The sequence below is a fragment of the Modestobacter sp. SYSU DS0875 genome (genome assembly GCF_054050915.1).
Window position 1 is genome coordinate 18,840 of the sequence record NZ_JBJHAH010000008.1, and the last position, 26,853, is coordinate 45,692.

At 72.9% G+C, this 26,853-nt stretch carries 20 protein-coding genes and 1 pseudogene; 7 read left to right on the top strand and 14 right to left on the bottom strand.

Annotated elements, in window-relative coordinates:
- Positions 1-133: 133 nt before the first annotated feature.
- The 3 genes from ACI79Y_RS06385 to acs all read right to left on the bottom strand — a co-directional run bounded on the left by ACI79Y_RS06385 (position 134) and on the right by acs (position 3,829).
- The gene (locus ACI79Y_RS06385) at positions 134-1,063 is read right to left on the bottom strand and encodes an alpha/beta fold hydrolase (RefSeq protein WP_457157664.1); all 930 of its coding nucleotides are present in this window, start codon (positions 1,061-1,063) and stop codon (positions 134-136) included.
- A 4-nt stretch (positions 1,064-1,067) separates the two neighbouring features.
- The gene (locus tag ACI79Y_RS06390; protein WP_457157665.1) at positions 1,068-1,571 is read right to left on the bottom strand and encodes a phage holin family protein; all 504 of its coding nucleotides are present in this window, start codon (positions 1,569-1,571) and stop codon (positions 1,068-1,070) included.
- A gap of 266 nt (positions 1,572-1,837) precedes the next feature.
- Positions 1,838-3,829, bottom strand: a complete 1,992-nt coding sequence (acs, locus tag ACI79Y_RS06395) for an acetate--CoA ligase (protein ID WP_457157666.1) — start codon at positions 3,827-3,829, stop codon at positions 1,838-1,840.
- 135 nt (positions 3,830-3,964) lie between these two features.
- Between acs and ACI79Y_RS06400 the strand changes: the two genes are divergently transcribed.
- The 7 genes and pseudogenes from ACI79Y_RS06400 to ACI79Y_RS06430 all read left to right on the top strand — a co-directional run.
- A complete protein-coding gene (locus tag ACI79Y_RS06400) occupies positions 3,965-4,678 on the top strand; it encodes a (2Fe-2S)-binding protein (RefSeq protein WP_457157667.1) in 714 nt (237 codons plus the stop codon).
- Between the two features lie 177 nt (positions 4,679-4,855).
- Complete coding sequence (locus tag ACI79Y_RS06405) at positions 4,856-7,204, top strand: hypothetical protein (protein ID WP_457157668.1); 2,349 nt, start codon at positions 4,856-4,858, stop codon at positions 7,202-7,204.
- Positions 7,205-7,594: 390 nt separating this feature from the next.
- The gene (locus tag ACI79Y_RS06410; RefSeq protein ID WP_457157669.1) at positions 7,595-9,130 is read left to right on the top strand and encodes a DNRLRE domain-containing protein; all 1,536 of its coding nucleotides are present in this window, start codon (positions 7,595-7,597) and stop codon (positions 9,128-9,130) included.
- 134 nt (positions 9,131-9,264) lie between these two features.
- Positions 9,265-15,417, top strand: a complete 6,153-nt coding sequence (locus ACI79Y_RS06415; RefSeq protein ID WP_457157670.1) for a polymorphic toxin-type HINT domain-containing protein — start codon at positions 9,265-9,267, stop codon at positions 15,415-15,417.
- A gap of 62 nt (positions 15,418-15,479) precedes the next feature.
- Positions 15,480-15,869, top strand: coding sequence for a hypothetical protein (locus ACI79Y_RS06420; RefSeq protein WP_457157671.1), 390 nt, complete (start codon positions 15,480-15,482; stop codon positions 15,867-15,869).
- A gap of 230 nt (positions 15,870-16,099) precedes the next feature.
- Positions 16,100-16,327, top strand: a complete 228-nt coding sequence (locus ACI79Y_RS06425) for a hypothetical protein (protein ID WP_457157672.1) — start codon at positions 16,100-16,102, stop codon at positions 16,325-16,327.
- A gap of 107 nt (positions 16,328-16,434) precedes the next feature.
- Positions 16,435-16,557 (top strand): annotated as a pseudogene (locus ACI79Y_RS06430) ((2Fe-2S)-binding protein); the annotation flags it as partial.
- A gap of 3 nt (positions 16,558-16,560) precedes the next feature.
- Here the strand turns inward: ACI79Y_RS06430 and ACI79Y_RS06435 are convergent.
- From ACI79Y_RS06435 to ACI79Y_RS06485, 11 genes are all read right to left on the bottom strand, one after another.
- On the bottom strand, positions 16,561-17,736 hold the full coding sequence (locus tag ACI79Y_RS06435) for a serine hydrolase domain-containing protein (protein WP_457157673.1): 1,176 nt from the start codon (positions 17,734-17,736) through the stop codon (positions 16,561-16,563).
- A gap of 102 nt (positions 17,737-17,838) precedes the next feature.
- Entirely contained in the window at positions 17,839-18,099 is a 261-nt protein-coding gene (locus ACI79Y_RS06440) for a helix-turn-helix transcriptional regulator (protein ID WP_457157674.1), read from the bottom strand.
- Entirely contained in the window at positions 18,096-18,950 is an 855-nt protein-coding gene (locus tag ACI79Y_RS06445) for an ABC transporter permease (protein ID WP_457157675.1), read from the bottom strand. Before ACI79Y_RS06445 ends, ACI79Y_RS06440 begins: the two co-directional genes overlap by 4 nt.
- A complete protein-coding gene (locus ACI79Y_RS06450) occupies positions 18,947-19,885 on the bottom strand; it encodes an ABC transporter ATP-binding protein (RefSeq protein ID WP_457157676.1) in 939 nt (312 codons plus the stop codon). Before ACI79Y_RS06450 ends, ACI79Y_RS06445 begins: the two co-directional genes overlap by 4 nt.
- Positions 19,886-19,994: 109 nt before the next feature.
- Positions 19,995-21,236 (bottom strand): uroporphyrinogen-III C-methyltransferase, encoded by a 1,242-nt coding sequence (gene cobA / locus ACI79Y_RS06455; protein ID WP_457157677.1) that lies wholly within the window; start codon positions 21,234-21,236, stop codon positions 19,995-19,997.
- Entirely contained in the window at positions 21,223-22,707 is a 1,485-nt protein-coding gene (gene cobC / locus ACI79Y_RS06460; protein ID WP_457157678.1) for an Rv2231c family pyridoxal phosphate-dependent protein CobC, read from the bottom strand. The genes cobA and cobC overlap by 14 nt, the downstream gene beginning before the upstream one ends.
- Positions 22,704-23,549 carry an energy-coupling factor ABC transporter ATP-binding protein gene (locus ACI79Y_RS06465; protein WP_457157679.1) on the bottom strand — a complete coding sequence of 282 codons (846 nt, stop codon included), beginning with the start codon at positions 23,547-23,549 and terminating at the stop codon, positions 22,704-22,706. Before ACI79Y_RS06465 ends, cobC begins: the two co-directional genes overlap by 4 nt.
- The gene (cbiQ, locus tag ACI79Y_RS06470) at positions 23,546-24,280 is read right to left on the bottom strand and encodes a cobalt ECF transporter T component CbiQ (protein WP_457157680.1); all 735 of its coding nucleotides are present in this window, start codon (positions 24,278-24,280) and stop codon (positions 23,546-23,548) included. The genes ACI79Y_RS06465 and cbiQ overlap by 4 nt, the downstream gene beginning before the upstream one ends.
- Positions 24,277-24,588 carry an energy-coupling factor ABC transporter substrate-binding protein gene (locus ACI79Y_RS06475; protein ID WP_457157681.1) on the bottom strand — a complete coding sequence of 104 codons (312 nt, stop codon included), beginning with the start codon at positions 24,586-24,588 and terminating at the stop codon, positions 24,277-24,279. The genes cbiQ and ACI79Y_RS06475 overlap by 4 nt, the downstream gene beginning before the upstream one ends.
- The gene (locus ACI79Y_RS06480) at positions 24,585-25,376 is read right to left on the bottom strand and encodes an energy-coupling factor ABC transporter permease (protein ID WP_457157682.1); all 792 of its coding nucleotides are present in this window, start codon (positions 25,374-25,376) and stop codon (positions 24,585-24,587) included. The genes ACI79Y_RS06475 and ACI79Y_RS06480 overlap by 4 nt, the downstream gene beginning before the upstream one ends.
- Positions 25,363-26,748, bottom strand: coding sequence for a cobyrinate a,c-diamide synthase (locus ACI79Y_RS06485; RefSeq protein ID WP_457157683.1), 1,386 nt, complete (start codon positions 26,746-26,748; stop codon positions 25,363-25,365). Before ACI79Y_RS06485 ends, ACI79Y_RS06480 begins: the two co-directional genes overlap by 14 nt.
- Between the last annotated feature and the right edge of the window lie 105 nt (positions 26,749-26,853).

Below are 26,853 nucleotides of genomic sequence, written 5' to 3' on the forward strand. Positions count from 1 at the left end.
CCCGCTTCCCCCACCGCTCGCAGGCTCGCAGCGGGACTCTGCAGCGGGGGCGTGCCGGCGAGATCTGCGGCCTCGGGGGGGGGTGGACGCCGGGATGCAACGAGAGCGCAGATGTCGGGCTGGAGGAAGCGGGTCAGGACCAGGCCCAGTCGGCGATCGCTGCGGTGACCTCGTCCGGGGCCTCCTCGTGCGGGAAGTGCCCGACCCCGGGGAGTTCTCGCCACCGGTAGGCGCCGGCCACGTAGCGGTCGGACCCGCGGGCGGTGGCCGGCAGGACGTGCGGGTCCCGGGCACCGTGCAGCTGCAGCGTCGGTGCGGTGATCGGCGCGGCCATCCGCCGGGCGAACCGCAGCCCGTCGGGCCGCAGCTGTGAGCGGCCGGCCCAGCGGTAGTACTCCATCGCCCCGTAGGCGGCCTGCGGGATGCGGGCCGCCGAGCGGTACCGCTCGACGGCCTCGGCGAAGTCGGCGGTGTGCACCCAGGAGGGGCCCGACCAGCGGCGCATCAGCTCGGCCACCGGGTCGTCGTCGGCGCGGGTCAGGCGCTGCTCGGGCAGCCGGGGCAGCTGGAAGCGCAGGGCGTAGGCCATCGCGCGGCGCTGCTGGGCGGACGACATGCCGGCCCGCAGCCGCCGCGGGTGGGCGGCGGAGACCACCACCAGCCGGCGGACGGTGCGCGGGTGCAGCGCGGCCATCGTCCAGCCGACCAGCCCGCCCCAGTCCGAGCCGACGACCACCGCATCGGTCTCCCCGAGGGAGCGGATGACGGCCGCCGCGTCGGCTGCTGCGGTGGGCAGGTCGTAGCCGCGGGGTGGCTTGTCGCTGGCCCCGTAACCACGCAGGTCGGGGGCGACCACCCGCAGCCCGGCCGCCGCGAGCCCGGCCAGCTGCGACCGCCACGCCCACCAGAACTCCGGGAAGCCGTGCAGCAGCAGGACCAGCGGCCCCTCACCGGCCTCGGCTGCGTGCAGCCGGACGCCGTTGGCGGAGACGTCGCGGTGCGACCAGGGGCCGGGCAGCAGCGCGCTGGTGGCGTCGGGCGGCCCTTCGCCGGGCAGGCTCACCTGGTCAGCGCAGAGGGGCGTGCGCGTCCTGCCGGACGACCTGGCCGTCGCGGACCGTGGGGAGGTCGTGCGTGCGCTGGCCGGGGGCCTCACGCCGCATCACGTCGGGCAGGTCCTGCAGCGTCTCGATGGTGCGCTCGGGCTTCTTGATCTTCTTGACCAGCCGCCAGCCCACGAACCCGACGACCGCGGCCAGCAGGACCAGCAGAGCGAAGACGATGAGGAACGCCGCCCAGCGGGGGAGCCAGACGGCGAGCAGCTCGGCGAGGAAGAAGAAGAAGAAGAACCCGGCGAAGGCGAGCATCGCGCCGGCGGCGGCGAACGCCCCGGCGCCGGCGCCGCCCCGCTTGACGGAGGCGCCGATCTCGGCCTTGGCCAGCTCGATCTCCGAGCGGACCAGGGTGGAGACGTCGGTCATCGCGCTCTTGGCCAGCGTGCCGACCGAGGGCTCGGTGGCGCCGGCGACGGTCGATCCCGGCTGCGGGTGCGTCGGCACACTGTGGGCCACGGGTGGCTCCTCCCTCATCGGCGCCGGGCGGACTCCCGGCGCATCGGACTGCTGATGATCGTGCCGCATGCGGGCGCTCGTCGCCGTCCGGGGTCACTCGTGGGGAGGGCACTCCCGTCGTGCACCGGACTCCGCCGGACGCGGGGCGCACGACGGCAGGCCACGGAGCTCGTGCTCTGCCCACCGCCGGTGGGCAGAGCACGAGCCGCGTGACGCACTGGAACGGCCACCCTCCAGGGGCCCGCGCCGAGCCTGCGAGGGGGCTTTCAGTCGTCGGAGCCGCTGGAGGGCAGCTTGGCGCTGATGAGCTCCATCACCGAGGAGTCGGTCAGGGTGGTGACGTCGCCCAGCTCCCGGTTCTCGGCCACGTCGCGGAGCAGGCGGCGCATGATCTTGCCCGAGCGCGTCTTCGGCAGCTCCTGCACGACCATGATCTGCCGCGGGCTGGCGATCGGGCCGATCTCCTTGCGCACGTGCAGCCGCAGCTCCTTGACCAGCTCGTCACCCCGGTCGACGGCGTCCCCGCGCAGGATGACGAAGGCGACGATGCCCTGGCCGGTGGTCGGGTCGGTGGCGCCCACGACGGCCGCCTCCGCCACGGTCGGGTGGCTGACCAGGGCCGACTCCACCTCGGTGGTGGAGATCCGGTGGCCGGACACGTTCATCACGTCGTCGACCCGGCCGAGCAGCCAGATGTTGCCGTCGGCGTCCTTCTTGGCGCCGTCGCCGGCGAAGTAGACGTTCTTGCCGAACCGCGACCAGTAGGTGTCGACGTACCGGTCGTCGTCGCCCCAGATGGTGCGCAGCATCGACGGCCACGGCTCGGTGAGCACCAGCAGGCCGGTGGAGTCGTCGGCGAGCTCGTTGCCCTCGTCGTCGACGACCTTCGCGGAGATGCCGGGGAACGGGTGCTGGGCGGAGCCGGGGACGAGCTTCGTGACGCCGGGCAGCGGGGTGATCATGTGGCCGCCGGTCTCGGTCTGCCACCAGGTGTCCATGATCGGGCAGCGGCCGCCGCCGATGTTCTTGTGGTACCAGAGCCACGCCTCGGGGTTGATCGGCTCGCCGACCGAGCCCAGCAGTCGCAGCGAGGAGAGGTCGAAGCCGGCCGGGACGTCGTCGCCCCACTTCATGAAGGTGCGGATCGTGGTCGGCGCGGTGTACAGGATCGTGACGCCGTACTCCTGCACGATCTCCCACCAGCGGCCCCGGTGCGGGGTCTCCGGGGTGCCCTCGTACATCACCGAGGTGGCCCGGTTGGCCAGCGGCCCGTAGACGATGTAGCTGTGGCCGGTGACCCAGCCGACGTCGGCCGCGGTCCAGAAGACGTCGGTGTCCGGCTTGAGGTCGAAGGTCGCCCAGTGGGTGTAGCTGACCTGGGTCAGGTAGCCGCCGGAGGTGTGCAGGATCCCTTTGGGCTTCGCCGTCGTGCCCGAGGTGTACATGATGTAGAGCGGGTGCTCGGCGTCGAAGGCCTGCGCCTCGTGCTCGGTCGACTGCCCGGCGACCAGGTCGTGCCACCAGACGTCGCGGCCCTCGGTCCACTCGACGTCGGTCTCGGTGCGCTTGACCACCAGCACGCTGCGCACGCCGCCCGACCCGTCCGACGCGACCTTGGTCAGCGCCTCGTCGACGTTCGGCTTGAGCGGGCTCGGCGCGCCCCGCCGGTAGCCGCCGTCGGCGGTGATGACGACCTTGGCGTCGGCGTCGGTGATCCGGCTGGCCAGCGCATCGGGGGAGAAGCCGCCGAAGACGACCATGTGGACGGCGCCGATGCGGGCGCAGGCCAGCATGGAGATCACCGCTTCCGGGATCATCGGCAGGTAGATCGCGACCCGGTCACCGGCGGTCACCCCCAGCTCGGTGAGCGCGTTCGCGGTGCGGCAGACCTCGTCCCTGAGCTGGGCGTAGGTCAGCGTGCGGGTGTCGCCGGGCTCGCCGACCCAGTGGTAGGCGACCTGGTCGCCGTGCCCGGCGTCCACGTGCCGGTCGACGCAGTTGACCGCGACGTTGAGCTTCCCGCCGACGAACCACTTCGCGAACGGCGGGTTGCTCCAGTCCAGCGCCTGTTCCCACGGCTGCGCCCAGTCCAGCCGGCGGGCGGCGTCCTCCCAGAAACCGACCCGGTCGGCCGCGGCCCGCTCGTAGGTGTCGGGCCCCGCGTTGGCGGAGGTGGCGAGCGCCTCCGGGGGCGGGAACCCGCCCTCGGGCAGCTGGCTGGACAGGCCCTGGGCGTCGTTCGTCTGGGTCTCGCTCATGCGCCACCTCCGGATCCGGGCGCCACCCACCGGCGAGGCGGCGCTGTCTCTGCTGCACAACCTATGGCCCCGGTCACCTCCTCGTCAGGTGCCCCCGCGCGTCACCCTGGAACGCGGCCGGGCGAAACTGTCGCGGTGGACGCCGGGTCGATGCGGTTCGCCGGGCTGCCCGGTGCATCGGGGCTCGGACTGCTCCCGCCGCCGTCGGCGGTCGCCGTCCCGGCGACCCGGCTGGCCGACCCCGACTGGACCCGCGAAGTGCTCGCTGCCCGGGTGCCCCGGCAGGGCACCGGCGACCCGCGGGTGCTGGCCACCGTGTGGTGGTACTCGGCCTCCAGCGTGCTGCTCGGCCCCGTCGTGGCCGGGCTGGTCACCGGCGTGCCGGTGTCCGCCCGGCTCGCCGACACCACGCTGCACCTGCTGAGCGGGCATGCCCCGGTCGCCGCGACGGCCGGCGATCCGGCCGGCGGTGGCGCCCCGGCCGGTGACCTGCGCGCCGCCCTCGCGGCCGTGATCACCGCGGTGGCCTCGGCCGGCGGGCTGCGGGAGCGGCCGCTGTGGGCGATCGCCACCGACTCCCTCGCCAACCGGCTCCTCGCGCTGGGCCGGGCCACCGGCGACGTCGCGGCAGCGACCGCCCTGGCCGGCCCGCTGGCCACGGAGATCGGCCCGCCGCTGCCCGCGCCGCGCTTCACCGACGTCGCCGGCGTCCGGTTCACCCGCCGGGCCTCCTGCTGCCTGCTGTACCGGGTGCCGCACGAGGCCACCTGCACCGCCTGCCCGCGGCGCCCCCCGGCGCAGCGACGGATCCTGCTCGAGGACGCCGCGGCGCGGCTGCGGCCGGACTGAGCGCGGCTCTTCTGCACCGCCCGTCACACGCGCCGCCCACGCCTCAGGCACTCCGGACCCGGAGCGCTCGCGCGGTTACCGTCGGTGTCTGTGACGGGGGCGTCCTTCCCGGTGCGCCGGCGACGTGCGGCCGCGGACGCGTGGAACCGTGCGCGCGTCTGGTGATCGGGAGTGTCGATGAGCGTGTCCACTGAGGTCGTCGAGCGCCGGCGGGCCGGCCGGAGCGTGGTCCCGGTCCCGGCCGACGTCCTCGGCGCCCGGGAGCCTGCGGACGACGGAGCCGGTGGCCGGCCGCCGCAGTGGCGACGCCCCGGCCTGTGGGCCTTCCCGGTGTACCTGCTGCTGCAGGTCGCGCAGCTGCTCGTGCTGCGGGCGGTGGCCCCCCGGTTCTTCTGGCTGGACGACGCGCAGCTGCAGTTCACGCCCATGTCCTGGTGGCTGGGCAACAACTTCTCCGGCGGGATGCCGCCGCTCATGGACCCCGACCAGGGCATGTCGGCGAACCTCACTGCCGACATGCAGTACGGCGTGCTCGACGTGATCCGGTGGCCCTTCCTGCTGCTGGCCGGACAGCAGGGCGACCTCCAGTTCCTGGCCACCGCACAGGCCTGGCTGGCGATCTGCGTGCTGGGCACTGCCTCGCTGTTCGTGCTGCTGAACCACCGGGTGCACCCCGCGCTGGCCATCGCCGGTGCCCTCGGGGCCTCCACCGGGGGCTTCCTGGTCTGGTGGGGCAGCGCGTGGTCGGCGCTGATGTGGAGCGTGGCCGCGCTGGTCTGGCTGTGGGCCGCGCTGACCTCGCGCCGGTGGTACGCGCCGATCGGGGTGGGCCTCGCCCTCGCCGCGGTCATCTGCGCCGGCAACCCGTACATCCTCCCGCTGGTCCCGGTCCTGCTGCTGGCGCAGCTGGCCGAGCGCTGGCGGACGGACGGGCGGGCGGTGCTGCGGGACCGCTGGACGCTGGCGACCGTGGTCGCGGTGGTGGCCGGGGTGGCGTTCAGCGTGCCGACCCTGGTCAACGCCCTGGACGTGGCGCAGTGGATGTGGCGACCGCACCCGGAGTACACGGTCGCCTCCGCCGGCGGCAGCCTGAACCTGCTGGACATCGTGGTCGGCGGCAGCACCCAGCTCACCGACCGCAACGTGCCCATGCTCAGCACCCTGCTGTTCGCGCTCCCGATGCTGGCGCTGGTCGACTGGCGTCGCGCGGTCGGCCGTCCCGGGGTGCTGACGGCCGGCGCGCTGTGGGTGGTCTCCCTGGCCCTCACCCAGCTGCCCACCTACGTGTTCGGCTTCCGCTACCCCTTCCGGCTGCTGGCCGTCGTGCAGGTCGCCTTCGCCCTGCTCGCCCTGCTCGCCTTCGCCCGGGCCCGGTGCGTCACCCGGCACCGGCTCCTGGTCGCCGGCGCACTGGTGCTCCTGCAGGCCGCGCTGGCGGTCTCCCGCGCGCCGGTGCTGTGGCGCTACCACGTGCTCAACGCGGTCCTCGTCGCCCTGGCCGTCGCCGCCCTGGTGCTGCTGTTCGCCTCCCCGGCCGCCCGGTCGTGGACCGCGGGCCGGCGCTGGCTGCGCCCCCTCGCTGCGACCGGTGTCGTGCTGCTCGCGCTGACGCCGCTGCTGGTGCAGCTGCGCGTGGAGCAGGTCGTCCAGTTCCGGGTCGAGGAGTACGTCACGGGCCCGGACGACTCGGTGGACCTGTACCGGCCGATGACCAACGGGTACGACGTGGGGACGACCGTCGCCGAGTTCCGGGACAACGCCTACGCCGCCGACGCCTCGCTGACGGTCTGGCCGTTCGGCGCGTTCAACGACGGCAACGACCGCGGCTGGGGGCGGGGCGTGCTCGGGGGGAACGCCAACCTGCCGGCGGACTCCCGGGTCGGCTACGGCTCGCTGGCGGTGTGGCCGAAGGGCGTGCAGGAGCACGTCAAGGCCGACTACGCGAACGGCCTCGCCCACGCCCAGCCCGGGCTCATGCAGGTCCCCGACGGGGTCGACGTCCCCTGGGTCGACCTGCTGTCGGGCAACCGGGTGCTGCTGGGCATCGAGGACTCGGTGCCGGACGACGTCGCCGAGTACTTCGCGGACACCTGGACCCTGGTGGGGGAGCAGGACGGCTGGCAGGAGTACGAACGCCCCGACCCGCTGCCGGGCCGGGTGACCTCGGTGGACGACGTGACCGTGGCGGCCGCCGGTCCGGAGGACGGCCTCGCCCACCTGGGCGAGCCGATGGAGACCTACACGGTGTCCACCGGGGACTCCGCCGGGCGCCTGGTGTTCCGCACGGCCTACTGGAACGGCTTCTCCGCCACCCTGGACGGCGAGCCGGTGCCCGTCTCGGCCTTCGACGGGGCGACCCTGCAGGTCGAGGTGCCCGGCGGCGTCACCGACGGACGCCTGGAGATCTCCTTCGCCCCGATCGGCGCCCGGCTGCTGCCGTACTGCGCAGTGGGGGCGGCGTTGGTGCTCCTGCTCTCCCCGCTGCCGGTCCTGCTGGGGCGGCGCCGCGGCCGCAACGCGGACTGAACGCACCCGGGCCCCCGGCGCACCGGGGGCCCGGGTGGTCAGAGTCGAGGGCTCGTGAAACCGCCTTCTGCCGCGAGGTCCTGACGGCGCCAGCCCCCTGAGCCCGACGAGGACTGAGGACCGATCGACCCCACTCGGACTGCCCACTGGCGTGCGAGAGCGTCGGGGCAGCGACGGGAGGGGAAGGCGTGGCGGGGAGCGATGGTTCTTGATCATTCCGTTACTCCGGGTGATCTTGTCCTCGCTCTTCGCTCCTGTCAGCGTCTCTTCGACGCCCGAACATGTGCGTTTCGAGTCCGCCGTGACTCGATCGTGGCTTGTCTCTCTCGATGAGGTCACGTGCACGTTCGGTATCACTTCAGCCCTGTCCCGAAGTGGCGGAGCAAGGGCGTGCTCGGCGTCGCAATTGCCAGTGCGCTGCTCGTCGAGACGTTCGTCGTGGTGGGGCATGCGAACGCAGCGCCACCCGCGCCTGATGCTCCCGCTCAGGAGGAGCCCGCCCGTGGCCCGGGCGGCGGCCTTGAAGCTCCGGATGCGGCCTCCGCTCGCACGATCGCCCGGCTTGAAGGGGAGAAGGTCGAGGTCGTCGGCGACCGCACCGAGACGTCGACCACCTGGGCGTTGCCGGACGGGTCGATGTCGACCGGGCTGGCGTCCGGTCCGGTCTGGATCCGCACGGGCGATGGCGATGGGACGTCGTCCGCCGATTGGGCCGCGGTCGACCTGACCCTCGAACTCGCGGACGACGGCACGGTCCAGCCGAAGGCGCACCCGGCCGACCTCGTGCTGGCCGGCGAGGGCACCTCGGACGACGGCCTGCTCGTCTCCATGAACCGTCAGAACGGCGAATCGGTCGGCATCGAGTGGACTGGATCGCTGCTGGCGCCCCGGCTGGAAGGACCTCGAGCGACGTATGAGGACGTTCAGCCAGGCGTCGACCTCATCGTCGAGGCCACCCGCACCGGCTACGAGCAGTTCTTCGTGCTCACCGAGCGCCCGCAGGAAGGCGAGGCGCCGGACCTGACGCTGCGCGTCCGCAGCGACGGGCTTGACGCCGGCACGACGCCCGATGGGGGGATGCAGTTCACCGACGAGTCCGGGAACGTGGTCGCGCAGTCCGGTACCCCCCTCGCGTGGGACGCGGGTGTCGACGGCGAGCGGCTCCATCCGGTCACCCAGCCGTGGACCCCCAGCGACGGACCCGGTTTGGCCACGGCCCCTGAGCCGGAGTGGCACGCCGATCCCAGTGCGGAGTCGCCGAACCCCGAGCCTTCGACTGGCGGAACGGACGATCCGGCGCTCCCCGAGATGTCAACCGATGAAACGCCCCCCGGTGCTGCGCTGGGTCAGCAGGGCGACGTCGCGGCCGAGCAGGCCAAGGCAAATCCCGGGCTGCCCTTGAGCGCCGCCGCAGAGGTGGTCGAGCCCGGCGTCGTGGAGCTGGACCTGGCACCCGAGGAGGAGTTCCTCCAGGACGCGGCCACCGAGTACCCGGTCGTCGTCGATCCGGAGCAGAACTACACGGGGTGGTTCGACACCTGGGTCCAGCACGGGTATTCCACCGATCAGTCCGGCAGCCCAGAGCTCCGGATCGGCACCTTCGACGGTGGAGCGACCGTGGCCCGCTCCTTCATCAACCTCGACATGGGAGGCATGAAGGGAAAACTCATCCAGCACGCCACGCTGTCGCTGTACAACTGGCACTCCTGGTCCTGCTCGGCCCGCAACTGGGAAGTCTGGTCCACCGACCAGGCCGGAACGGGCACCCGCATCAACACGCAGCCGACCTGGTGGCATCGCTGGGCCACGTCGAATGGCACGAAGGGCCACTCGAGCGCGTGTGGTGAGGGTGGGTCGAAGCCAACATCACCGGTCTGGTGCAGGCGTGGGCCAACGACCATGCGGGAGCCGTTGCTGTCGGGGTGAAGGCAGAGAACGAGCGGGACAACTACGGCTAGAAGAAGTTCGTCTCCGCCAACGCATTCGAGGTCCCTCCCACCCTGTTCATCCGATGGAACACCCCACCCGGTAAGGCGACTGGGCTCAAGACGGTCCCCGGCATGACCTGCTACGGCACGTGGTGGTCCACCAGTGCCACCCCGAGCCTGGCGGCGACCGCGAACGACGCAGATCCGGGCACCCAGGTCACGATGACATTCGTCCTTTACCGAGGGCGCACGAACACGGAGATCTGGCGCGGGACGGCCGCGAAGGTCATGGCCGGCCAAGTCGGTTCGGTCAAGGTGCCGGCCGGCAAGCTCGCGGAGAAGGGGGAGTACTCCTTCTCCGTCATCGCGTCGGACGGCATCCAGTCGACCACGTCGGATCGCTCGTGGTCGATGTACGTCGACACCACGGCGCCGGCTGCTCCGATCGTCACGTCGACCGCCTATCCGTCCAACGACAGCTGGAACGGTGTCGCGAACCAGGCAGGCTCGTTCACCGCGACGATGCCGGCGCCAGATGACACCCAGGTCGTGTTCGAGTGGGGGCTCGACAACGGTGCCGTGACCAACAGGGCTGTGGCCTTCGACGGCACGACGGCCTTCAACAAGACCACCTTCAGCGTCACCCCGCCGACCAACGGTCCGCACACGCTCAAGGTCAGGTCGCTGGACAAGGCGGGCAACCGGTCGCCGATCGTCGAGTACCGGTTCAACGTGGGCCGTGCAGGGCTGGTCTCGCCCGTCGAAGGCGATCAGGTCGTGCGCCGAGTCCGCCTCGACGTCCAGGGGCAGTCCGCCTTCTCTTACGTCCGGTACGCCTGGCGGCGCGGACCGGACGCGCCGGCGAGTCAGGCGATCGCTCTCGGTGCACTGACGAAGGCCAATGGCGATCCGGTCACCACGACCTGGACGAGTCTCTCCGCGATGGGCGACTACGCGACCTGGGACGCTGGCCTCACGTTGGGGCATGTCCCCGGTCCGGTCCAGGTACAGGCCATCGTGGCGAAGGACGCCAACGGCACGGAGGCCTACGGGACCCAGTGGGTGACGGTGACCGTCTCGCCCGACGCTGACCACGCGGCTAGCGATGACGTCGGTCCAGGTGCGGTCAACCTGCTCACCGGCGACTACATCTTGTCCAGCACCGATGTGGACGAGTTCGGCCTGTCGTTGGGACGGACAGCGTCATCCCGGCAGCCACGAGCGGGGCTGGAACCCCAGCGAGAACTGTTGAGCCTGCCGCAGCAGACGATGTCCGATGCCACCGGCTACACAGGCGGCAACGCGACCTTCAGCCGCATCGTCGGTCGATGGCACAGCGGCGGAAGCGCACTCCAGATCAATCCGAACGGGTCGTCGAGCGACTCGTACGTGGAGCTCAAGGCGCCGGATCTGGCGAAGGGTGCCACCTATCGGGTGACCGGTTGGATCCAGGCCTTCGCGCACACCATCGACCTCACGCCGGACAACGATGCGCGCGGTCTGCGGATCTACGCAGAGTGGCGAGATGCCGCGGGCAAGCTCCAGTCGGCGGTCTCGAATGCACCGACCCGCACGGACATGTGGCAGCAGCTCACCCTTGAGTTCACCGTGCCGGCCGACGCGGCATCGGGTGCTCGGATCAGGTTGTACAACGGCTTTACCAAGACCTCCGAAGCGATGGCCTATGACGACATCTCCGTACGGGAGATCTGGTCGCCCCTCGGCCCGGAGTGGTCGCTCGGCGTGGCCGACGAGATGGCCGGCACGGCGTACGACTACATCAGCCTGCCGTATCCGGACGTGGCGTCGCTGCACCTGGCGGGTGGGGGAGAGCTCTGGTTCACCCAGGGCGCCAACGGGCAGTGGTGGCCGCAGCCCGGCGCTGAGTCGCTCTCGCTCACCTCGCCTGCGACGGGTCAGTGGCGGCTCACCGAGATCGACGGCACGGTCAGCCAGTTCGCCGTCCAACCCGGGTCGACGAACGCCAAGCTGACGTCCACGTCCCCGCCCGCGGCTTCCGGCGCCACTCGCTTGGTCTACGAGACCGTCAACGGGCGGCTGCGGCTGACGAGGCTGATCGCCGCCGTCGAGCCGGGCGTGGACAACTGGCCGACTAACCAGCAGGCCTGCACCGGCGCCGTTCCGGCGGTGGGGTGCGAGGTGATGCAGCTCGTCTACTCCACGTCCACCACGGCCACGGCTTCGCGGTTCGGCTCCTACGGCGACCGGCTGAGCGAGGTGCGCCTCTGGTCCGCGGTGCACGGCGATGCCGCGACCAGTGCGGTGGGAACTGTCCGCTACGCCTACGACGATCGTGGCCGGCTCCGGGAGGTCTGGGACCCCCGCATCGAACCGGCGCTCAAGACGACCTATGCGTACGACGGCGATGGCCGCGTCACCACGATGACGCCGCCGGGTGAGCTGCCGTGGTCGTTCGACTACGGCACGGGTGGCGCCAACTCGACGATCGGCAAGGGCGATCTGGTCGACCGCTCCTCTGGCCGCTTGCTCCGTGTCTCCCGCGCCTCTCTGGTGCCGGGCACGGTCGGCGAGGCGGGACCGGACACGACGACCACCCTGGTGTACGCGGTGCCGCTGACCAGGTCGGCCGGTGGACCGTACGACCTGGGGCCGGCTGATCTCGCAACATGGGCGCAGAACAGTGCGCCGACCGATGCGATAGCCGTCTTCGGCCCCGAGGACGTGCCGTCGGTCACCACGGCCGAGAAGGCGACGCCGGGCGCAGACGGGTACCGCGCAGCGACCGTCCACTACCTCGACTCTTCGGGGCGTGAGGTCAACACGGCAACGCCCGCCGGTCCGGACGCGCCTGCCGCAGGGTTCATCGACACCGCTGAACAGGACCGGTACGGCAACGTCGTCAGGTCGCTGGATGCGACGAACCGCCTGCTGGCCCTGGACCAGATGCCGTCGTCCGCAGCCGATCTCGCAGAGCTGAACCTGACCCAGTCAGACTCGGCCGCCCGGGCCGAGGCGTTGTCCACCCTCCGCACGTACGGGGCGCACGGCCTGGACCTGCTCAGTGAGCGCGGACCGCTGCTCCAGCTGGCCGTCGGCAACGACCCGAACAACGTGCGGCTCGTCCACGACCTGGTGACCTACGTCTACGACGCGGGCAAGCCGGACGGTCTCGCCTACCACCTGGTCACCACACAGACCGAGGCGCTGCTCGTGGCGGGTGCCGAGGAGGAGCTGCTCGACGTCGAGGTCACGGTCAACGGCTACGACCCGATCGACGGCGCCTCCAAGATCGGCCCGACGTCCGGTTGGAAGACGGGGCAGCCGACCTCGATCACCTACGACGCCGGGCCGGGCGGAGCGAACCTGAAGGCGCTCGTCCGTTACGACGCCCAGGGGCGTGCGGTCGAGTCCCGCCGGAGCGGTTCGACCGGCACGGACGCCGGCACCAACCTGGCGCTGTACTACACCGCCGGCACGCACCCGACCAACCCAGCGTGCGGTGGGAAGCCGGCGTATGCCGGGCTGCCGTGCATGAACTACGTGGCCGGGGCGGTCACCGGCCACAACGCATCGCGGATGGCCACGAACCTGCCGGTCAAGCAGGTGACTGCCTACAACCGGTACGGGTCGGCGATGGTGGTCACCGAAACGGCGACCGGTCCCTTGAACGGGTCGACGGTCACCCAGTCCCGGACGACGACGACCGAGTACGACGCTGCCGACCGCGTCGCGTCGGTGACGATCACCGGCTCGAACGCCGGGCAGGCGGTCGCCAGGACGGTGAACCGCTACGACCCGGCGACCGGGGACGTGACGGTCATCGACGGCGTTGATCCGGCGAGTGGTTCGGTGCGTTCGTCGGTCAAGAAGACGTTCGACCAGCTGGGGCGGATGACCCGCTACGAGGACGGCAACGGCGGCTGGACCGCCAGCGTGTTCGACCGGTACGGCAAGCCGGTCGAGGTGACCGACAGCCTCGGGACGACGGCGTCGTTCACCTACGACCGCGCCAAGGAGCCGCGCGGGTTCCTCACATCGGTGCAGGACTCCGTCGCCGGCACGATCTCGGCCACGTATGGCCCGGACGGCCAGGTGACCAGTCAGACGCTCCCCGGCGGCGTCGAGTTGCGCATCGGTTACGACGCCAACCGCGCTCCCGTCACCCGCACGTACCTGCGGAGCTCCGATGAGGAGGTCATCGCCTCGTCGGCGGTGGTGGAGAACAGCAGCGGGCAGTGGGTCACGCACACGACGGCGGCCGGGGCGAAGCAGTTCACCTACGACCGGTTGGAGCGGCTGACCGACGTCCGGGATCTGAACGGTGGGACGTCGACCTGTGCGTGGCGGAAGTACGCCTACAACGACCGCGGTGGGCGTACGGCGCTGAAGACGGCGGTGTCGGACACCTCGGTGTGCGCGGATCCGGGTGCTGTGGGTACGCCTTCGGTGAGTGCCGTCAGCTATACGTACGACTCGGCCGATCGGCTGGTGACCGAATCGGCGGTGCCGGCAGGGGCGTGGGTGTACGACCCGCTGGGGCGGACCACGACCGCTCCGGTGCGGGGCAGCCCCGGTGCCACGGTTGCGAACGAGTACTTCGTCAACGACCTGGTCGCCGCGCAGACGATTCCGGGTGTAGCCCGGCAGACCTGGGCGCTGGATGCGATCGGCCGGTTCGCCTCCTACTCCAATGCCGCGTGGGCTGTGGGTGGGGACGGGGTGGCCGGGTGGCAGGAGGCGGTCACCAAGGTCAGTCACTACGACTCGGACAGTGATTCGCCGGCGTGGATCGCTGAGGACGTCTCGCTGCCCGACGAGGTGACCCGCTACGTCGACGGCCTGGACGGTTCGCTGGCGGTGCAGACCGGCAAGTCCGGTTCTCGGGTGCTGCAGTTGATCGACCTCCACGGCGACGTGATGGCCACGCTGCCGATCCGGGACGGCGAGTCCACCGCCTACTGGGCTGGGCTGGTGCACCAGGCCGCCGATGAGTTCGGCAACTCGACCGACCTGACCACCGGCGCTGCTCGGGCGACCGATGGGTCGGCACCAGGGCGGGAGGGCCGGTACGGCTGGCTCGGTGGGGCGCAGCGCTCGGCCGACGCGCTGGCCGGCGTCATCCTGATGGGAGTTCGCCTCTACGACCCGGGCACCGGTCGGTTCTGGTCGCCGGACCCCGAACCCGGCGGCAACGCCACTGCTTACGACTACTGCTCCGCCGACCCGGTCAACTGCACGGACCTCGACGGCCGCTGGTCCTTCTTCAAGAAGATGCTGAAGAAGGTGGCCGTGGTCACCGCAGTCGTGGCCACCGTCGTCCCCGGCCCCATCGGGGCAGCGGCGGGAGCGATATCCGCCGGCGCCTACGCGGCTACGGGAAACAAGCGCAAGGCCCTGGAGATGAGCATCACTGCCGCGGCGGCGATGGTGCCTGGTGGCGGGGCGATGGTGAAGGTCGGCATGGCTGCGGCCAGGTCCGCGGGCAAGGTCTCTGCCCGAGCTGGCCGCTCCGTAGTGAAGGCTTTCAAGGGGCGTAACAGCTGCCGACTGGGGAACAGCTTCTCCCCCGGGACCGGCGTCCTCATGGCTGACGGAACGACCCAGCCGATCAGCCAGATCGATGTCGGTGACCTCGTCACCACCCGTGATCCCGAGACGGGCGAGGTGACCTGGCAGCCGGTGCTGGACGTCATCGTCGGCCACGGCGAGAAGCACCTGATCAAGGTGGTGACCGCACCGGCACAGGCCAGCGCTCTCGACGACGGCCAAGTCGCCGACGGCGATGCGCGGGCCGACACGTGGATCGCCACCGCCAATCACCCCATCTGGGTGGAGGGTGAAGGCTGGACCGAGGCAGACGACCTGGCCCTCGGCGACCTGCTCATGGGTGCGGCCGGTGACTACCGCGTCGTGCAGGACCTTGACGACCGAGGCTGGCTTCTTGGGCAGACTGTCTACAACCTCAGCGTCGCTAACGTCCACACGTTCGTGGTCGGCGACGAAGGCGCTGGCTCTCTGGTCCACAATTGCAGTGCCGTGGGACCAAGCAGTCAGCAAGCCAACCTTCGCGCCCTTATAAAGAACGACACAATTTCGAAGACCATTCGAGGTGAACTTGCCAATCTAGCGCGGCAAGGTAAGCGCCTGAGGGTGGATGGAATGCAGATGGCGCACCGGCGAACTCACGAAGCAGCCAGAGGGTGCGGTTACCAGTGCTCTGTGCTCCAGACGCGGCAGAACCACATGCGGCAGCACAAGTACGATAACTGGGGTAAGAAGAATCGTCGCAAGCGACAGATCTGACGCTAAAAATGCCGTACTATGGGCGCCTACTGACCGGAATCGAGCGAATCGAGGGAATGGTGATGGACGAGCTTCCTCTGCATATCGGAAAGAAGAGTGTTGAGCTACGAGAGCTTCGGGCGAGCATCCAGCGAGATGGCGCTCTTTGGGGGTGGGGTACCGATCGCGGACTGATCCCTTGGGAGGATCGAGAGGGTCGGACGATGCTCGTATTCTGGAAATCCTCGGAACGAGCCATCGAAGAGAATGCGGACGAGGATGCGGGGCCGGAGGAAAAGCCAGTTCGCCTCACGGTCGACGTGCTTTTGGAGAAGCTGGACGGTTGGGCGGAGGCTGAAGTGTCGGTCTACGGCCTTGAGAGCCGGAACGGGAGAATCTTGTACTCGCTCACACCGGAGGAGTTCGCGGACCTGTTGAACGGCGAGCCGCCTGGTCGACGACCTTTGCCATAAGGGCGCGGTTCGGGCCCTGGTGTGTGCACGCCTTCCATGTAGTGCAGGGTTGATCTCGCTGGTCGGTCGGCAGGCGGGGGTCACGAGTTCGAGCTGTTCGACGCGCACGCCCCCGGCATCTTGAGGGCTGCGGTGTCACCGGTAGTGCTGACACTCGGCTCGCGTGAGTGCCAGGACGCGTCCTGGCCGTCCGTGCGTGGGCCCGGGGACCGGTTCGGGAGGTGCCAGCCGTGGCGCACGACGACCGGCGCCTGAGCGTGCTGCGAGCGATAGTCCAAGACTACCTCTCCACCAACGACCCGGTGGGGAGTAAGTCGCCGGCGGCCCGGTACAACTTCGGGGTCTCCTCGGCCACGATCCGCAACGACACGGCGGTGCAGCAGGGCTGCATCACCCAGCCGCACACCAGCGCCGGGCGGGTGCCCACCGACGAGGCCTACCGCCTGCCCATCGACTGATCAGACATGCTGGGCGTTCGGGTGAGGCTTCAGGATCACCAAACTGACGCGCGGGGTTCACCGACGTCGCCCGGCCCGGGGGCGGAGCAGTCCGGTTCACCCGCCGCGCCTCCTGCTGCCTGCTGTACCGGGTGCCGCACGAGGTCACGTGCACCGCGTGCCCGCGGCGTCCCCCGGCGCACCGCGCGGTGCTGCTGGAGGACGCCGCGGCGCGGGTGCCACCGGACTGAGGGTCAGCCGCAGATCGCGGTGTCGATCGTCTCCTCGAGCCGGATGCCCTGCTCCTCGGTGCTCGGGTCGCCGGTGACCGTGACGACTGCGCCGCGCCCGTCGCTGGTGACCGCGTTGCGGGTGTGCGAGCCCGGCAGGTCACCGCCGTGGCCCCACGCGACCCCGCCGCAGCTGAGCGTGTAGGTCTGCAGCCCCAGCCCGTACTCCTCCGCGCCGCGCAGCGCGGTGTCGACGGCGGGCACCGTCCGCTGCATCTCGGCCAGCAGCTCGGGGGCGAGCTGCTCCCCACCGATCAGGGCGTGGCTGAAGCGCAGCAGGTCCCGCGGCGTGGAGACCAGCGCCCCGGCGGCCCAGCCCAGGGACGGGTCGAGCTCGGTCACGTCGACCGGCGGGCCCTCGGGCTCGACCGGGGAGTAGGAGTGCGGGTGGCGGCCGCGCAGTTGCTGCTCGCCCTCGCCGGGCCAGTAGGTGTCCCGCAGGCCCAGCGGCTCGATGACCCGCCGGGTGATCTCCTCCCCGACCGGGCGGCCGGTCACCCGCTGCACCAGCAGCCCGGCCAGCACGTAGTTGGTGTTGCTGTACTCGAAGCCGCCGCCGGGCGGGAAGAGCGCCGGCTGGCCCAGGCCGGCGGCCAGCAGGTCGTGCGGCTCGTAGAAGCCGGAGTAGCCGCTGGCCTGCCACTCCTCGATCAGCACGTGGTCGTAGTCGGGGATGCCACTGGTGTGCTGCAGCAGCTGGCGCACGGTGATCTGCCGCCCGTCGATGCCCTCGCCGCGGACCAGCCCGGGCAGGTACGTCTCGACCGGCTCGTCCAGGGCGACCCGCCCCTCACCGACCAGCTGCAGGACGACGGTCGCGGTGAACACCTTGGTGTTGCTGGCGACGCGCACCTCCCCGTTCCGGGGCACCGGCGCGCCGGTGTCGAGGTCGCCCACGCCGGCGGTCAGGTCGCGCACCCGGCCGCGGGCGTCGCTCACCGCCGCCAGGGCGCCGGGGTACCCGTCGTCGGTGACCAGGGCGTCGAGCTCGTGCTCGAGGGCGGCGTGCGGGGTGTGCCGGGGCGGACCGGCGAGGGCGGGTGGAGCGAGCAGGCCGACGGCGAGCAGGCCGCTGAGCGCGGTGCCGGCGGCGACGACGCCGACGTGGCGGGCGGTGGACGGGCGGGCGGTTCCGGTCACGGTCACTCCCTGGGGTCGGACGACGGACGTCCCGACCCTCGTCCGTCCCGGCGGGCCGATCCATCCCGCTGGCACGACACCCCCGGTACCCCCTGCACCACCTCAGGCGGTCGATGCCTCGCCCGGGTCGGCGCGGTGCAGGTCGGTGACCCGGGGGAACGGCGTCAGGGAGAAGACCGCCTCGACCGGCACCCGGAAGAAGTCGGCGATGCGCAGCGCGATCGCCAGGCTGGGGCTGTACTCGCCCCGCTCCAGGTAGCCCACGGTCTGGTAGTGCACCCCCAGGGCGTCGGCCAGCTCCCGCCGGGTCACCCCCTGCTCGGCGCGCAGCAGCGCGATCCGGTTGTGCACACCCTCGGTCACCTGACCCACTGCAGCGCCGCCTCCCGCGCGGCCTGCACCTGCGAGCCCGACTGCCGCCGGGCCATCCGGCGCAGCACCCGCGGTGCGAGCAGACAGCCCACCACGGCCCACGCGGCGAGCACGAGGAGGGCCACCCCGGGGCGCCAGACGTCGCCGAGCTCGGCGACCGCCGCGTCCTCGGGGAGGAACGCCCAGCGCAGCCCGTGGCCGAGCCAGTAGACCGGGAAGACCTGGGCGACGGCCTGCACCCACCCCCACAGCGCCTGGATCGGCACGACGATCCCGGAGATCCCCAGCAGCACGAGGACCGGGAGCATCCCCCAGGTGCCCACCTTCTGGACGCTGGGCACCACCGAACCGATGACCATGCCCCAGGGCAGGAACGCGAGCAGGGCGACCGCGATCAGCCCGACGGTGACGGCCCAGCCGGCCGCTCCCCGGTGCATCACGTCGTCGAAGAGCAGCAGGCTGGGCACGAGCAGCACCAGCAGGGTCGGCACCAGGTTCAGGCTCTGCAGCGTGAGCTGTCCGGTGACGTAGCCGGGCATGCCGGCCGGCAGCGCCTTGTGCCGCAGCAGGGTGCCGTCCTCCCGCTCCATGGCCAGCGCGTACGCCGGGCCGATGACCACGCCGAACACGAGCAGCCCGCCGAGGATGCTGGGCAGCGCGAACGACGGGTACAGCAGGCCGGTGCCGCTGATCTCGTCGTCCCGGTTGATCCACAGCCAGCCCAGGGTGATGCCGCCCATGAACAGGTAGAAGCCCTGGTCCTGCGGGCTGCGCAGGCCCTGCAGGAACTCGGTCCAGCCGCGGCGCAGCCCCAGCCCGATCGCGTGCCGGGTGGCGTTCACCGGGTCACCTCCACCAGCTCGGGGGGACGGGGGGCCGACTCGGACCGGTGCACCATCGCCAGGTAGGTGTCCTCCAGGTCGGCCCTGCGCACCTCCAGGTCGGTCAGCTCCTCGCCGTGCTGGGTCAGGAGCTCTCGGACAAAGGGCACCGGTTCCTCGGTGGCGTGCACGAACACCTCGCCGGCGCAGGTCCAGCGCACCTCGGCCTGCCCGGCCACCTGCCGGGCGAGGGCGTCCGGGCTGCCGTCGGCGACGATCCGTCCTTCGGTGAGGATGAGGATCCGGTCGGCCAGCCGTTCGGCCTCGCTGAGGTCGTGGGTGGTGAGCAGGATGCTGGTGCCCTCGAGGTCGGAGAGCCGGTGCACCAGGTCGTGGAAGTCCCGCCGGGCCTCCGGGTCGAACCCGGCGGTCGGCTCGTCCAGGAACAGCAGCTCCGGCCGGCCGATGATGCCGACGGCGACGTCGAGGCGGCGGCGCTGCCCGCCGGAGAGGGTGGCGATCTTCCGGTCGGCGCCGTCGGTGAGGCCGACCGTGGTGAGCAGCCACTCGACGTCGTAGGGGCGCGGGTGCTCCGGCGTCGCGTAGGGGGCGTAGTAGCCGCCGAGGTAGGACAGCAGCCGGCGGGGCGTCCAGCGGGGGTGGTCCCGCCAGGACTGCAGCACCACCCCGATCCGGGCCCGCCAGGCGTCGTCGCCGGTGGCCGGGTCGGTGCCGAGCACCTCGACGGTACCGCCCGAGGGCAGCCGGAAGCCCTCCAGGACCTCAATGGTGGTGGTCTTGCCGGCGCCGTTCGGGCCGAGCAGGCAGACGACCTCGCCGGGGTGGACGTCGAAGTCGACGCCGGTGAGGACCGGCCGTGGTCCGTAGCTCATCCGCAGGTCGCGGACCCGGACGACGGGCTCGGGAGGCGGGGGTGTCGAGGGGACGGCGTGCACGTGCACCACTCCTTCGGCCGCTGGGTGCGGTCATAGTAGGAGTGCTACATCGGCAGTACTAGTGCTTTGTGCGCGCACGCGCGGACACGCCGCGTGGCGGGGGCCCGGGTCAGGCCGGCGGCGCGCCGAGGCCGACGACGTCGCCGACCACCCAGACCGCTGGCGGTCGGATGCCGGCCTCCGCGATCGCCTCGCCCAGGCCGGCGAGGGTGGTGCGCACCGTCCGCTGGCTCGGGGTCGCCCCGTCGGCGACCACGGCGACCGGCGTCTGCGGGTCGCGGCCGTGCTCGACCAGCGTCGCGGCGATCCGCGGCGCGGTGTCCACGCCCATCAGCACGACCACCGTGCCGCGCAGCCGGCCCAGCGCCGCCCAGTCGACCAGCGACGCCGGGTGCCCGGGCGGCACGTGCCCGGAGACGACGACGAACTCGTGGGTCATGCCGCGGTGGGTGACCGGCACCCCGGCCAGCCCCGGGACGGCGATCGCGCTGGTCACCCCGGGGACGACCTCCACCGGCACCCCGGCGGCCGCGCACGCCTCGAGCTCCTCCCAGCCCCGGCCGAAGACGAACGGGTCGCCGCCCTTGAGCCGCACCACCCGCTTGCCGGCCAGCGCCCGGGAGACCAGGAACTCGTTGATCTGCTCCTGCGCCATGGACCGCCCGCGCGGCAGCTTGGAGGCGTCGATCACCTCGACCTCGGCGGGCAGCGAGGCGAGCAGGCCCTGCGGGGCGAGGTGGTCGGCGACGACGACGTCGGCGGTCGCCACCGCGTGCCGCCCCCGGACCGTGACCAGGCCCGGGTCGCCGGGCCCGCCGCCCACCAGCACGACGCTGCCGGCGGCGCCCTCGGTGGGGCGGGCGGCGCGGTCGGAGATCGAGCCGTCGATCAGCCCGGTGAGCACCGCGTCGCGCACGCCGATGGCCCGCTGCGGATCGCCCCCGCCGTGCACGCCGACCACCAGGTCGCCCTGTCGGCCGACCGCGGGGGTCCAGGCGCTGGAGGCCGACCGGTCGTCGGCGCGGGCGCAGAACACCCGGGCCCGCTCGGCCTCCTCGGCGATCGCGGCGTTGACGTCCGGGTCGTCGGTCGCGGCGACGGCGTACCAGGCGCCGGCCAAGTCGCCGCGCACGTACCGGCGGGGGTGCCAGGTCACCGAGCCGGGGGCGACGAGGGCCTCCAGCGCCGGGGTGACCTCGGGGCTCACCACGGTGACCAGGGCGCGGGCCTCGAGCAGCCCGGCCACCCGGCGGTGGGCCACCTGCCCGCCGCCGACCACCACGACACGGCGTCCGGCCAGGCGCAGCCCGACCGGGTAGACGGCGGCCGGGGCGGGGTCAGGCGCGGTCATCGGTCTCCTCTGCCAGGGCGGCCGGTCGGGGTGGCAGATCAGCGGCGACGTCGGCGGTGACCCGCTCCAGGATCGCAGCCAGCGCCTGGCCGAACGCACGGGAGGTCCCCGGGGCGCGCACCGCGACCCGCAGATGGTCGCCGGTCAGCCCCGGGAAGGTGTCCCCGCGGCGCACTGCCCAGCCCGCCTCCCGGAGCAGGTCACGGACCCGGGCGCCGCCGGGTACCCGCAGCAGCACGAAGGCCGAGGCGGGGTCGCCGATGACCTCCACCCCGGCCGGGAGGGCGGCCAGCAGCTCCCGCCGGTGCGCGGTGAGCTGGTCGGCCACCGCTGCGGCCTCGGCCCGGGCGCGGTCGGTCGTGCAGGCGACCAGCGCGGCCAGCGCCGGGGTGGAGACCGGCCAGTGCGGCTGCTGCGCGGCGAGCGCGGCGACCAGGTCGGTCGGGCCGAGGGCGTAGCCGACCCGCAGCCCGGCCAGCCCCCAGGTCTTGGTCAGGCTGCGCACCACCAGCAGGCCGGGCAGGTCGGTGCGGTGCGCCAGGGACGCCGGCTCGCCGGGCACCGAGTCGGCGAACGCCTCGTCGACCACCAGCACGCGACCGGGCCGGGCCAGCGCCGCCACCGCCTCTGCAGAGTGCAGCACCGATGTCGGGTTGGTCGGGTTGCCGAGCACCACCAGGTCGGCGTCCTCGGGCACCGCGGCGGGGTCGAGCCGGTACGCCGGGGCGGGCAGCAGCAGCCGCTCGACCGGGTGGCCGGCCGCGCGCAGCGCCGCCTCCGGCTCGGTGAACGAGGGGTGCACGACGACCGCCCGCCGCGGGGTGAGCGCCCGGGCGAGGAGGGTGAAGGTCTCCGCCGCCCCGGCGGTGAGCAGCACCTCGCCGGGTGCACGCCCGTGCGCGGCGGCGACGGCGGCCCGCGCCGGGCCGGGGTCGGGGTAGCCGGCGCTGGCGTCCAGCGCCTCGTGCAGCACCGCCCGCAGCCAGGCCGGCGGGGCGTCGGCCCGCACGTTCACCGCGAGGTCGACCAGCCCGGGCCCGACCTCGGCGTCGCCGTGTGGCCGCAGGTCGACGTCGTCCCCCCCGTCCTCGCCGTCGTTCCCGCCAAAATGGCCATTTTGGCGGGAACGGGTTGCGACCGCCACGGTCACCCGGCCGACCACGGTCTTGCCGACGACGAGCTGCCCCCCGCCGAGCAGCGCGGCGGCCTCGGCGACCGAGCCGGTGCCCACCGCGGCCGCGACCCGCGCCGAGGGCGCCGGCACGGGCACCGCCGCCAGCGCCGGTGCGGGATGGCCGGCCAGCGGCCAGCCCCGCCGCTCCGCGGCCTCGCGGAGCCCGGGCTCCGCGGCCCGGGCGTCCAGCGTGGCCAGGCCGACCGAGCCGGCGTCCGCAGGCAGCACGGCGTCGACCGCGGCCAGCACCTCCTCGGCGGTCACCCCGGAGGCGGCGCCGACCCCGACGGTGATCACGCCCGGACCCCGGGGGAGTCGGGCAGCGCGGCGAGCAGGGCGTCGGCGTCGCGCGGGAGGGCGCCCCCGGGCAGCAGCCCGAGCTCGCGCAGCCGGGCGCCCACGGTCAGTGCCCAGGGGCGGTCCAGCCGGGCGCGGGCCAGCAGCGCGTCGTCGCTCAGCACGGCCTCCGGCGTCCCCTGCACCACCCGGCCGTCGACGACGACGGCGACCTCGTCGGCCCAGCGCAGCGCCAGGTCGACGTCGTGGGTGCTCATCACCACGGTCGAGTCGGCCTCCTGCAGCCGGGCGAGGGCGGCCAGCGCCTCGCCGACCGCGGTCGGGTCCAGCCCGGCGGTCGGCTCGTCCAGCAGCAGCACGCAGGGGCGCATCGCCACCGCGCCGGCCATCGCCACCCGCTTCCGCTCGCCGTAGGACAGCTGGTGGGTGGGGCGGTCGGCCAGGTGGGTGACCGCCAGCAGCTCCAGCGCCTCGGCGACCCGGGCGCGCACCTCGTCCTCGGTCAGGCCCAGGTTGACCGGGCCGAAGGAGACGTCCTGCGCGACGGAGGCGCTGAACAGCTGGTCGTCGGGGTCCTGGAGCACCAGCTGCACCGCCTGCCGGTGCGCGCGCAGCCCCTTCCGGGTGTGGTGCAGCTCGGCGCCGTCCAGCGTCACCCGGCCGCGGGCGGGCTCCAGCGCGCCGGACAGGCAGCGCAGCAGCGTCGTCTTCCCCGAGCCGTTGGCGCCCAGCACCGCCAGCCGCCGGCCCGCCGGCACGGTCAGCGAGGCGCCGTCGAGCACCGGCCGGCGGCGGTCGTAGCCGACGGTGAGCCCGGCCGCGGCCAGCGTCAGGTGACTCACGCGAGCACCCCGACGGTGACCAGCGCGGCCAGCCCGGCGACGGTGAGCGCCTCGAACCGGCGCGAGCCCGGCAGGGTCTCGGGCAGCACCCGCAGGCCGGTCTCCATGCCCCGGCCGGCCAGCCCGTCCTGCAGCCGCCGGGCCCGGTCCCAGGAGCGGGTCAGCACCGCGGCGGCGAGCACCCCGCTGGAGCGGTAGGAGCGGCGCACCGAGGAGTGGCCCATCCGCGCGGTCTGCGCCTCCCGGATGGTGGTCAGGCTGGTCAGCAGCACGAACAGCAGCCGGTAGGTGACCGAGGCGACCTCCACCACCGCGGCCGGCACCCGCAGCCGCTGCAGCGCGGGCAGCAGGTCCGACATCGGCGTCGTCGTCGCCAGCAGCAGCACGGCGGCGCTGCCGGCCAGCGCGTGCCCGACCAGCCCGCCGGCCCGCTCCGCGGCGTCCGGAGCCCAGCCGAGCCCGCCGTCGCCGACCTGCACCACCGCGGTCAGCGCGCCGATGGTGATGAACGCCAGCGGCAGCCGGATGGCCCGGCCGAACGTCCGCGCCGGCACCCGGGCCGGCCCGAGCGCCAGGACCACGGCGACCAGCCCGACCAGCACGCTGCCCGGCCAGGCCGGCAGCACCAGCGCGCTGAGCACGAGCCCGCCGGAGAGCAGCAGCTTGTCGGCCGGGGAGCGCCGCCGCCAGGTGCTGGCCCAGGCGGCGTCGTCGATCGCGAGCCCGGTCACGGCCCCGTGGTGGGGGTCTCCGTTGCCCGGGGCGCCGTCCGGCGGCCGCGCAGCCGGCCGAGCACGTAGCCGAGCACGCCGCCGCCGAGGGCGGCCTGCAGCGCGAACAGGCCGGACTCGATCTCCGAGGAGCCGGGGGAGAAGACCGACTCGAACCACGGCTCGTAGCCCGGGTCGGACTCCTGCACCAGCTCGGTGGCCTGGCTGTCGGTGCCGGCGTACTCGCTCTCCCGGTCCAGCAGCAGCGGGGTGGCGAACAGCGCGATCACGGCCAGCACGAGCAGCGCGGTGACCAGGTGCCGCCTCATCGGAGCCCCTCCCCGGGTGCTTGGTCGCGCGAAAGCGCGGGTGCTTGGTCGCGCGAAAGCGCGGGTGCCTGGTCGCGCGAAAGCGCGGGTGACTGGTCGCGCGAAAGCGCGGGATCGGGGTCGGGGGCCGGGCGGAGGACGCCGAGGCGCTCGAGCTCGGGCCGGGCGTTGACGGTGAGCACCCGGAACAGCAGGACGCCGAGCAGCCCCTCGCCGACCGCCAGTGGCACCTGCGTGAGCGCGAAGACGCCCAGGTACTTCAGCGCGGCGCCCGCCAGCCCGCTCTCCGCGTCCGGGAAGGCCAGCGCCAGCTGCAGCGACGTCGTCACGTAGGTGGCCAGGTCGGCCAGCGCCATCGCGGCGAACACCCCGGGCAGCAGCCCGCCGCCGCAGCGGCGCACCAGCCGGTAGGCCCCGTAGCCGACCCACGGCCCGACCACCGCCATCGAGAACGCGTTGGCGCCCAGCGTGGTCAGCCCGCCGTGGGCGAGCAGCAGCGCCTGGAACAGCAGCACCACCGTGCCGAGCAGCGCCATCACCGGGGGCCGGAACAGGACCGCACCCAGCCCGGTGCCGGTCGGGTGGCTGGAGCTGCCGTTGAACGAGGGCAGCTTGATCGCGCTCAGCACGAAGGTGAACGCGCCGGCCGCGCCGAGCAGCAGGGTCGACTCCGGGTGCTCGCGGACCTCCTTCACCACCGCGCGGGCGCCGTGCACCACGAACGGGGCCGCGACGAGGGTCCAGCCGACGGCGTGCGGCGCGGGCAGGAACCCCTCAGCGATGTGCATGGCCGACCTCCTGGGCGAGCCGCGCGGCGGCGGTGACGAAGCGGGTGGCCATCCCCGGTGATCCGGCCCAGTTCAGGTGCAGGTAGGACGCGTGCACGTTGCCGCTGACGAAGCCCTCCGGGCCGTCGGCGCTCCACTGCCAGGCCGGGGTGGGCCCCGCGCCCGGGGCGGCGGTGGTCCGGTGGAACTCGTGCCCGCGCACCCGGGTGCCGGCCGGGGCCAGCACGCTGTCGGTCAGCGCGACCGCCGCCCGGTAGCCCAGGGTCAGCCGCGGGTGCATCGCCGTCGTCGTGGGCAGCACACCGCACATCGGCTCGCCGTCCAGTTCCTGCGAGAGGTACAGCAGCCCGGCGCACTCGGCGGCGATGGGGCCACCGCGCGCGGCGAGGTCGGCGATCGCCGTCCGCAGGCCGACGTTCGCGCTCAGTGCGGATGCGTGCACCTCGGGGAAGCCGCCGCCGACCACCAGCGCCCGGGTGCCGGCGGGGAGCGCGTCGTCCCGCAGCGGGTCGACCGTGCAGACCTCCGCGCCGGCGGCGGTGAGCAGCTCGGCGGTCTCGGCGTAGCCGAAGGTGAACGCCGGGCCGCCGGCGACGGCGACCACCGGCCGGCCCTCGACCCGGGTGACCTCCGCCGCCGGGTCCCAGGGTTCGCCGGGCAGGTCCGGTGCGGTGCGGGCCAGCCGCAGGACGGCGTCCAGGTCGACCGACGACTCGACCACCGAGCCCAGCGCACGGACGGTGCGGACCGCCTCGGCCGACCGCTCGGCGGCCGGGACCAGGCCGAGGTGGCGGGAGGGGGTGGACAGGTCCTCGATCCGGCGGACCGCACCCAGCACCGGCACCCCGGCCGCGCCGAGCGCCTCGCGCAGGATCGCCTCGTGCCGGTCGGTGCCCACCCGGTTGAGGACCACGCCGCCGATCCGCACCGTCGGGTCGAAGGTGGCGAACCCGTGCACCAGGGCCGCGACGCTGCGGGCCTGCGAGGCCGCGTCGACGACCAGCACCACCGGCGCCCGCAGGTGGGTGGCCAGCTGCGCCGTCGACCCGTAGCCGGGCTCGACGCTGGCGTGCGCGGCGCCGTCGAACAGCCCCATGACCCCCTCGACCACCGCGACGTCGGCGCCGCGGGAGCCGTGCAGGAACAGCGGGGTGATCCGGTCGTCGCCGACCAGCCACGGGTCGAGGTTGCGTCCCGGGCGGCCGGCGGCCAGCCCGTGGTAGCCGGGGTCGATGTAGTCCGGCCCGACCTTGTGCGGGCTCACGGTGAGCCCGCGGGCGGTCAGCGCGGCGATCAGGCCGGTGGTGAGCGACGTCTTGCCGGCGTTGGACGACGGCGCGGCGACGACGATCCGCGGGATGCGGGTGCTCATCGGCGAGCCCACGCGCCGAGTGCGCACTTCTGGTCGCCGACACGCACGGACACGCGGGGGCGGGCGACTGCAACTCCGCACTGGGCGGGGGACGGGGCCGGGCGG

Bases quoted from the DNA above. Each gene is read 5' to 3' on its own strand.
- ACI79Y_RS06420 (WP_457157671.1), top strand. From the start codon at position 15,480: ATGGACGAGCTTCCTCTGCATATCGGAAAGAAGAGTGTTGAGCTACGA.
- acs (WP_457157666.1), bottom strand. From the start codon at position 3,829: ATGAGCGAGACCCAGACGAACGACGCCCAGGGCCTGTCCAGCCAGCTG.
- ACI79Y_RS06405 (WP_457157668.1), top strand. From the start codon at position 4,856: ATGAGCGTGTCCACTGAGGTCGTCGAGCGCCGGCGGGCCGGCCGGAGC.
- ACI79Y_RS06485 (WP_457157683.1), bottom strand. From the start codon at position 26,748: ATGAGCACCCGCATCCCGCGGATCGTCGTCGCCGCGCCGTCGTCCAAC.
- cobA (WP_457157677.1), bottom strand. From the start codon at position 21,236: ATGACCGCGCCTGACCCCGCCCCGGCCGCCGTCTACCCGGTCGGGCTG.
- ACI79Y_RS06475 (WP_457157681.1), bottom strand. From the start codon at position 24,588: ATGAGGCGGCACCTGGTCACCGCGCTGCTCGTGCTGGCCGTGATCGCG.
- ACI79Y_RS06415 (WP_457157670.1), top strand. From the start codon at position 9,265: ATGACCTGCTACGGCACGTGGTGGTCCACCAGTGCCACCCCGAGCCTG.
- ACI79Y_RS06480 (WP_457157682.1), bottom strand. From the start codon at position 25,376: ATGCACATCGCTGAGGGGTTCCTGCCCGCGCCGCACGCCGTCGGCTGG.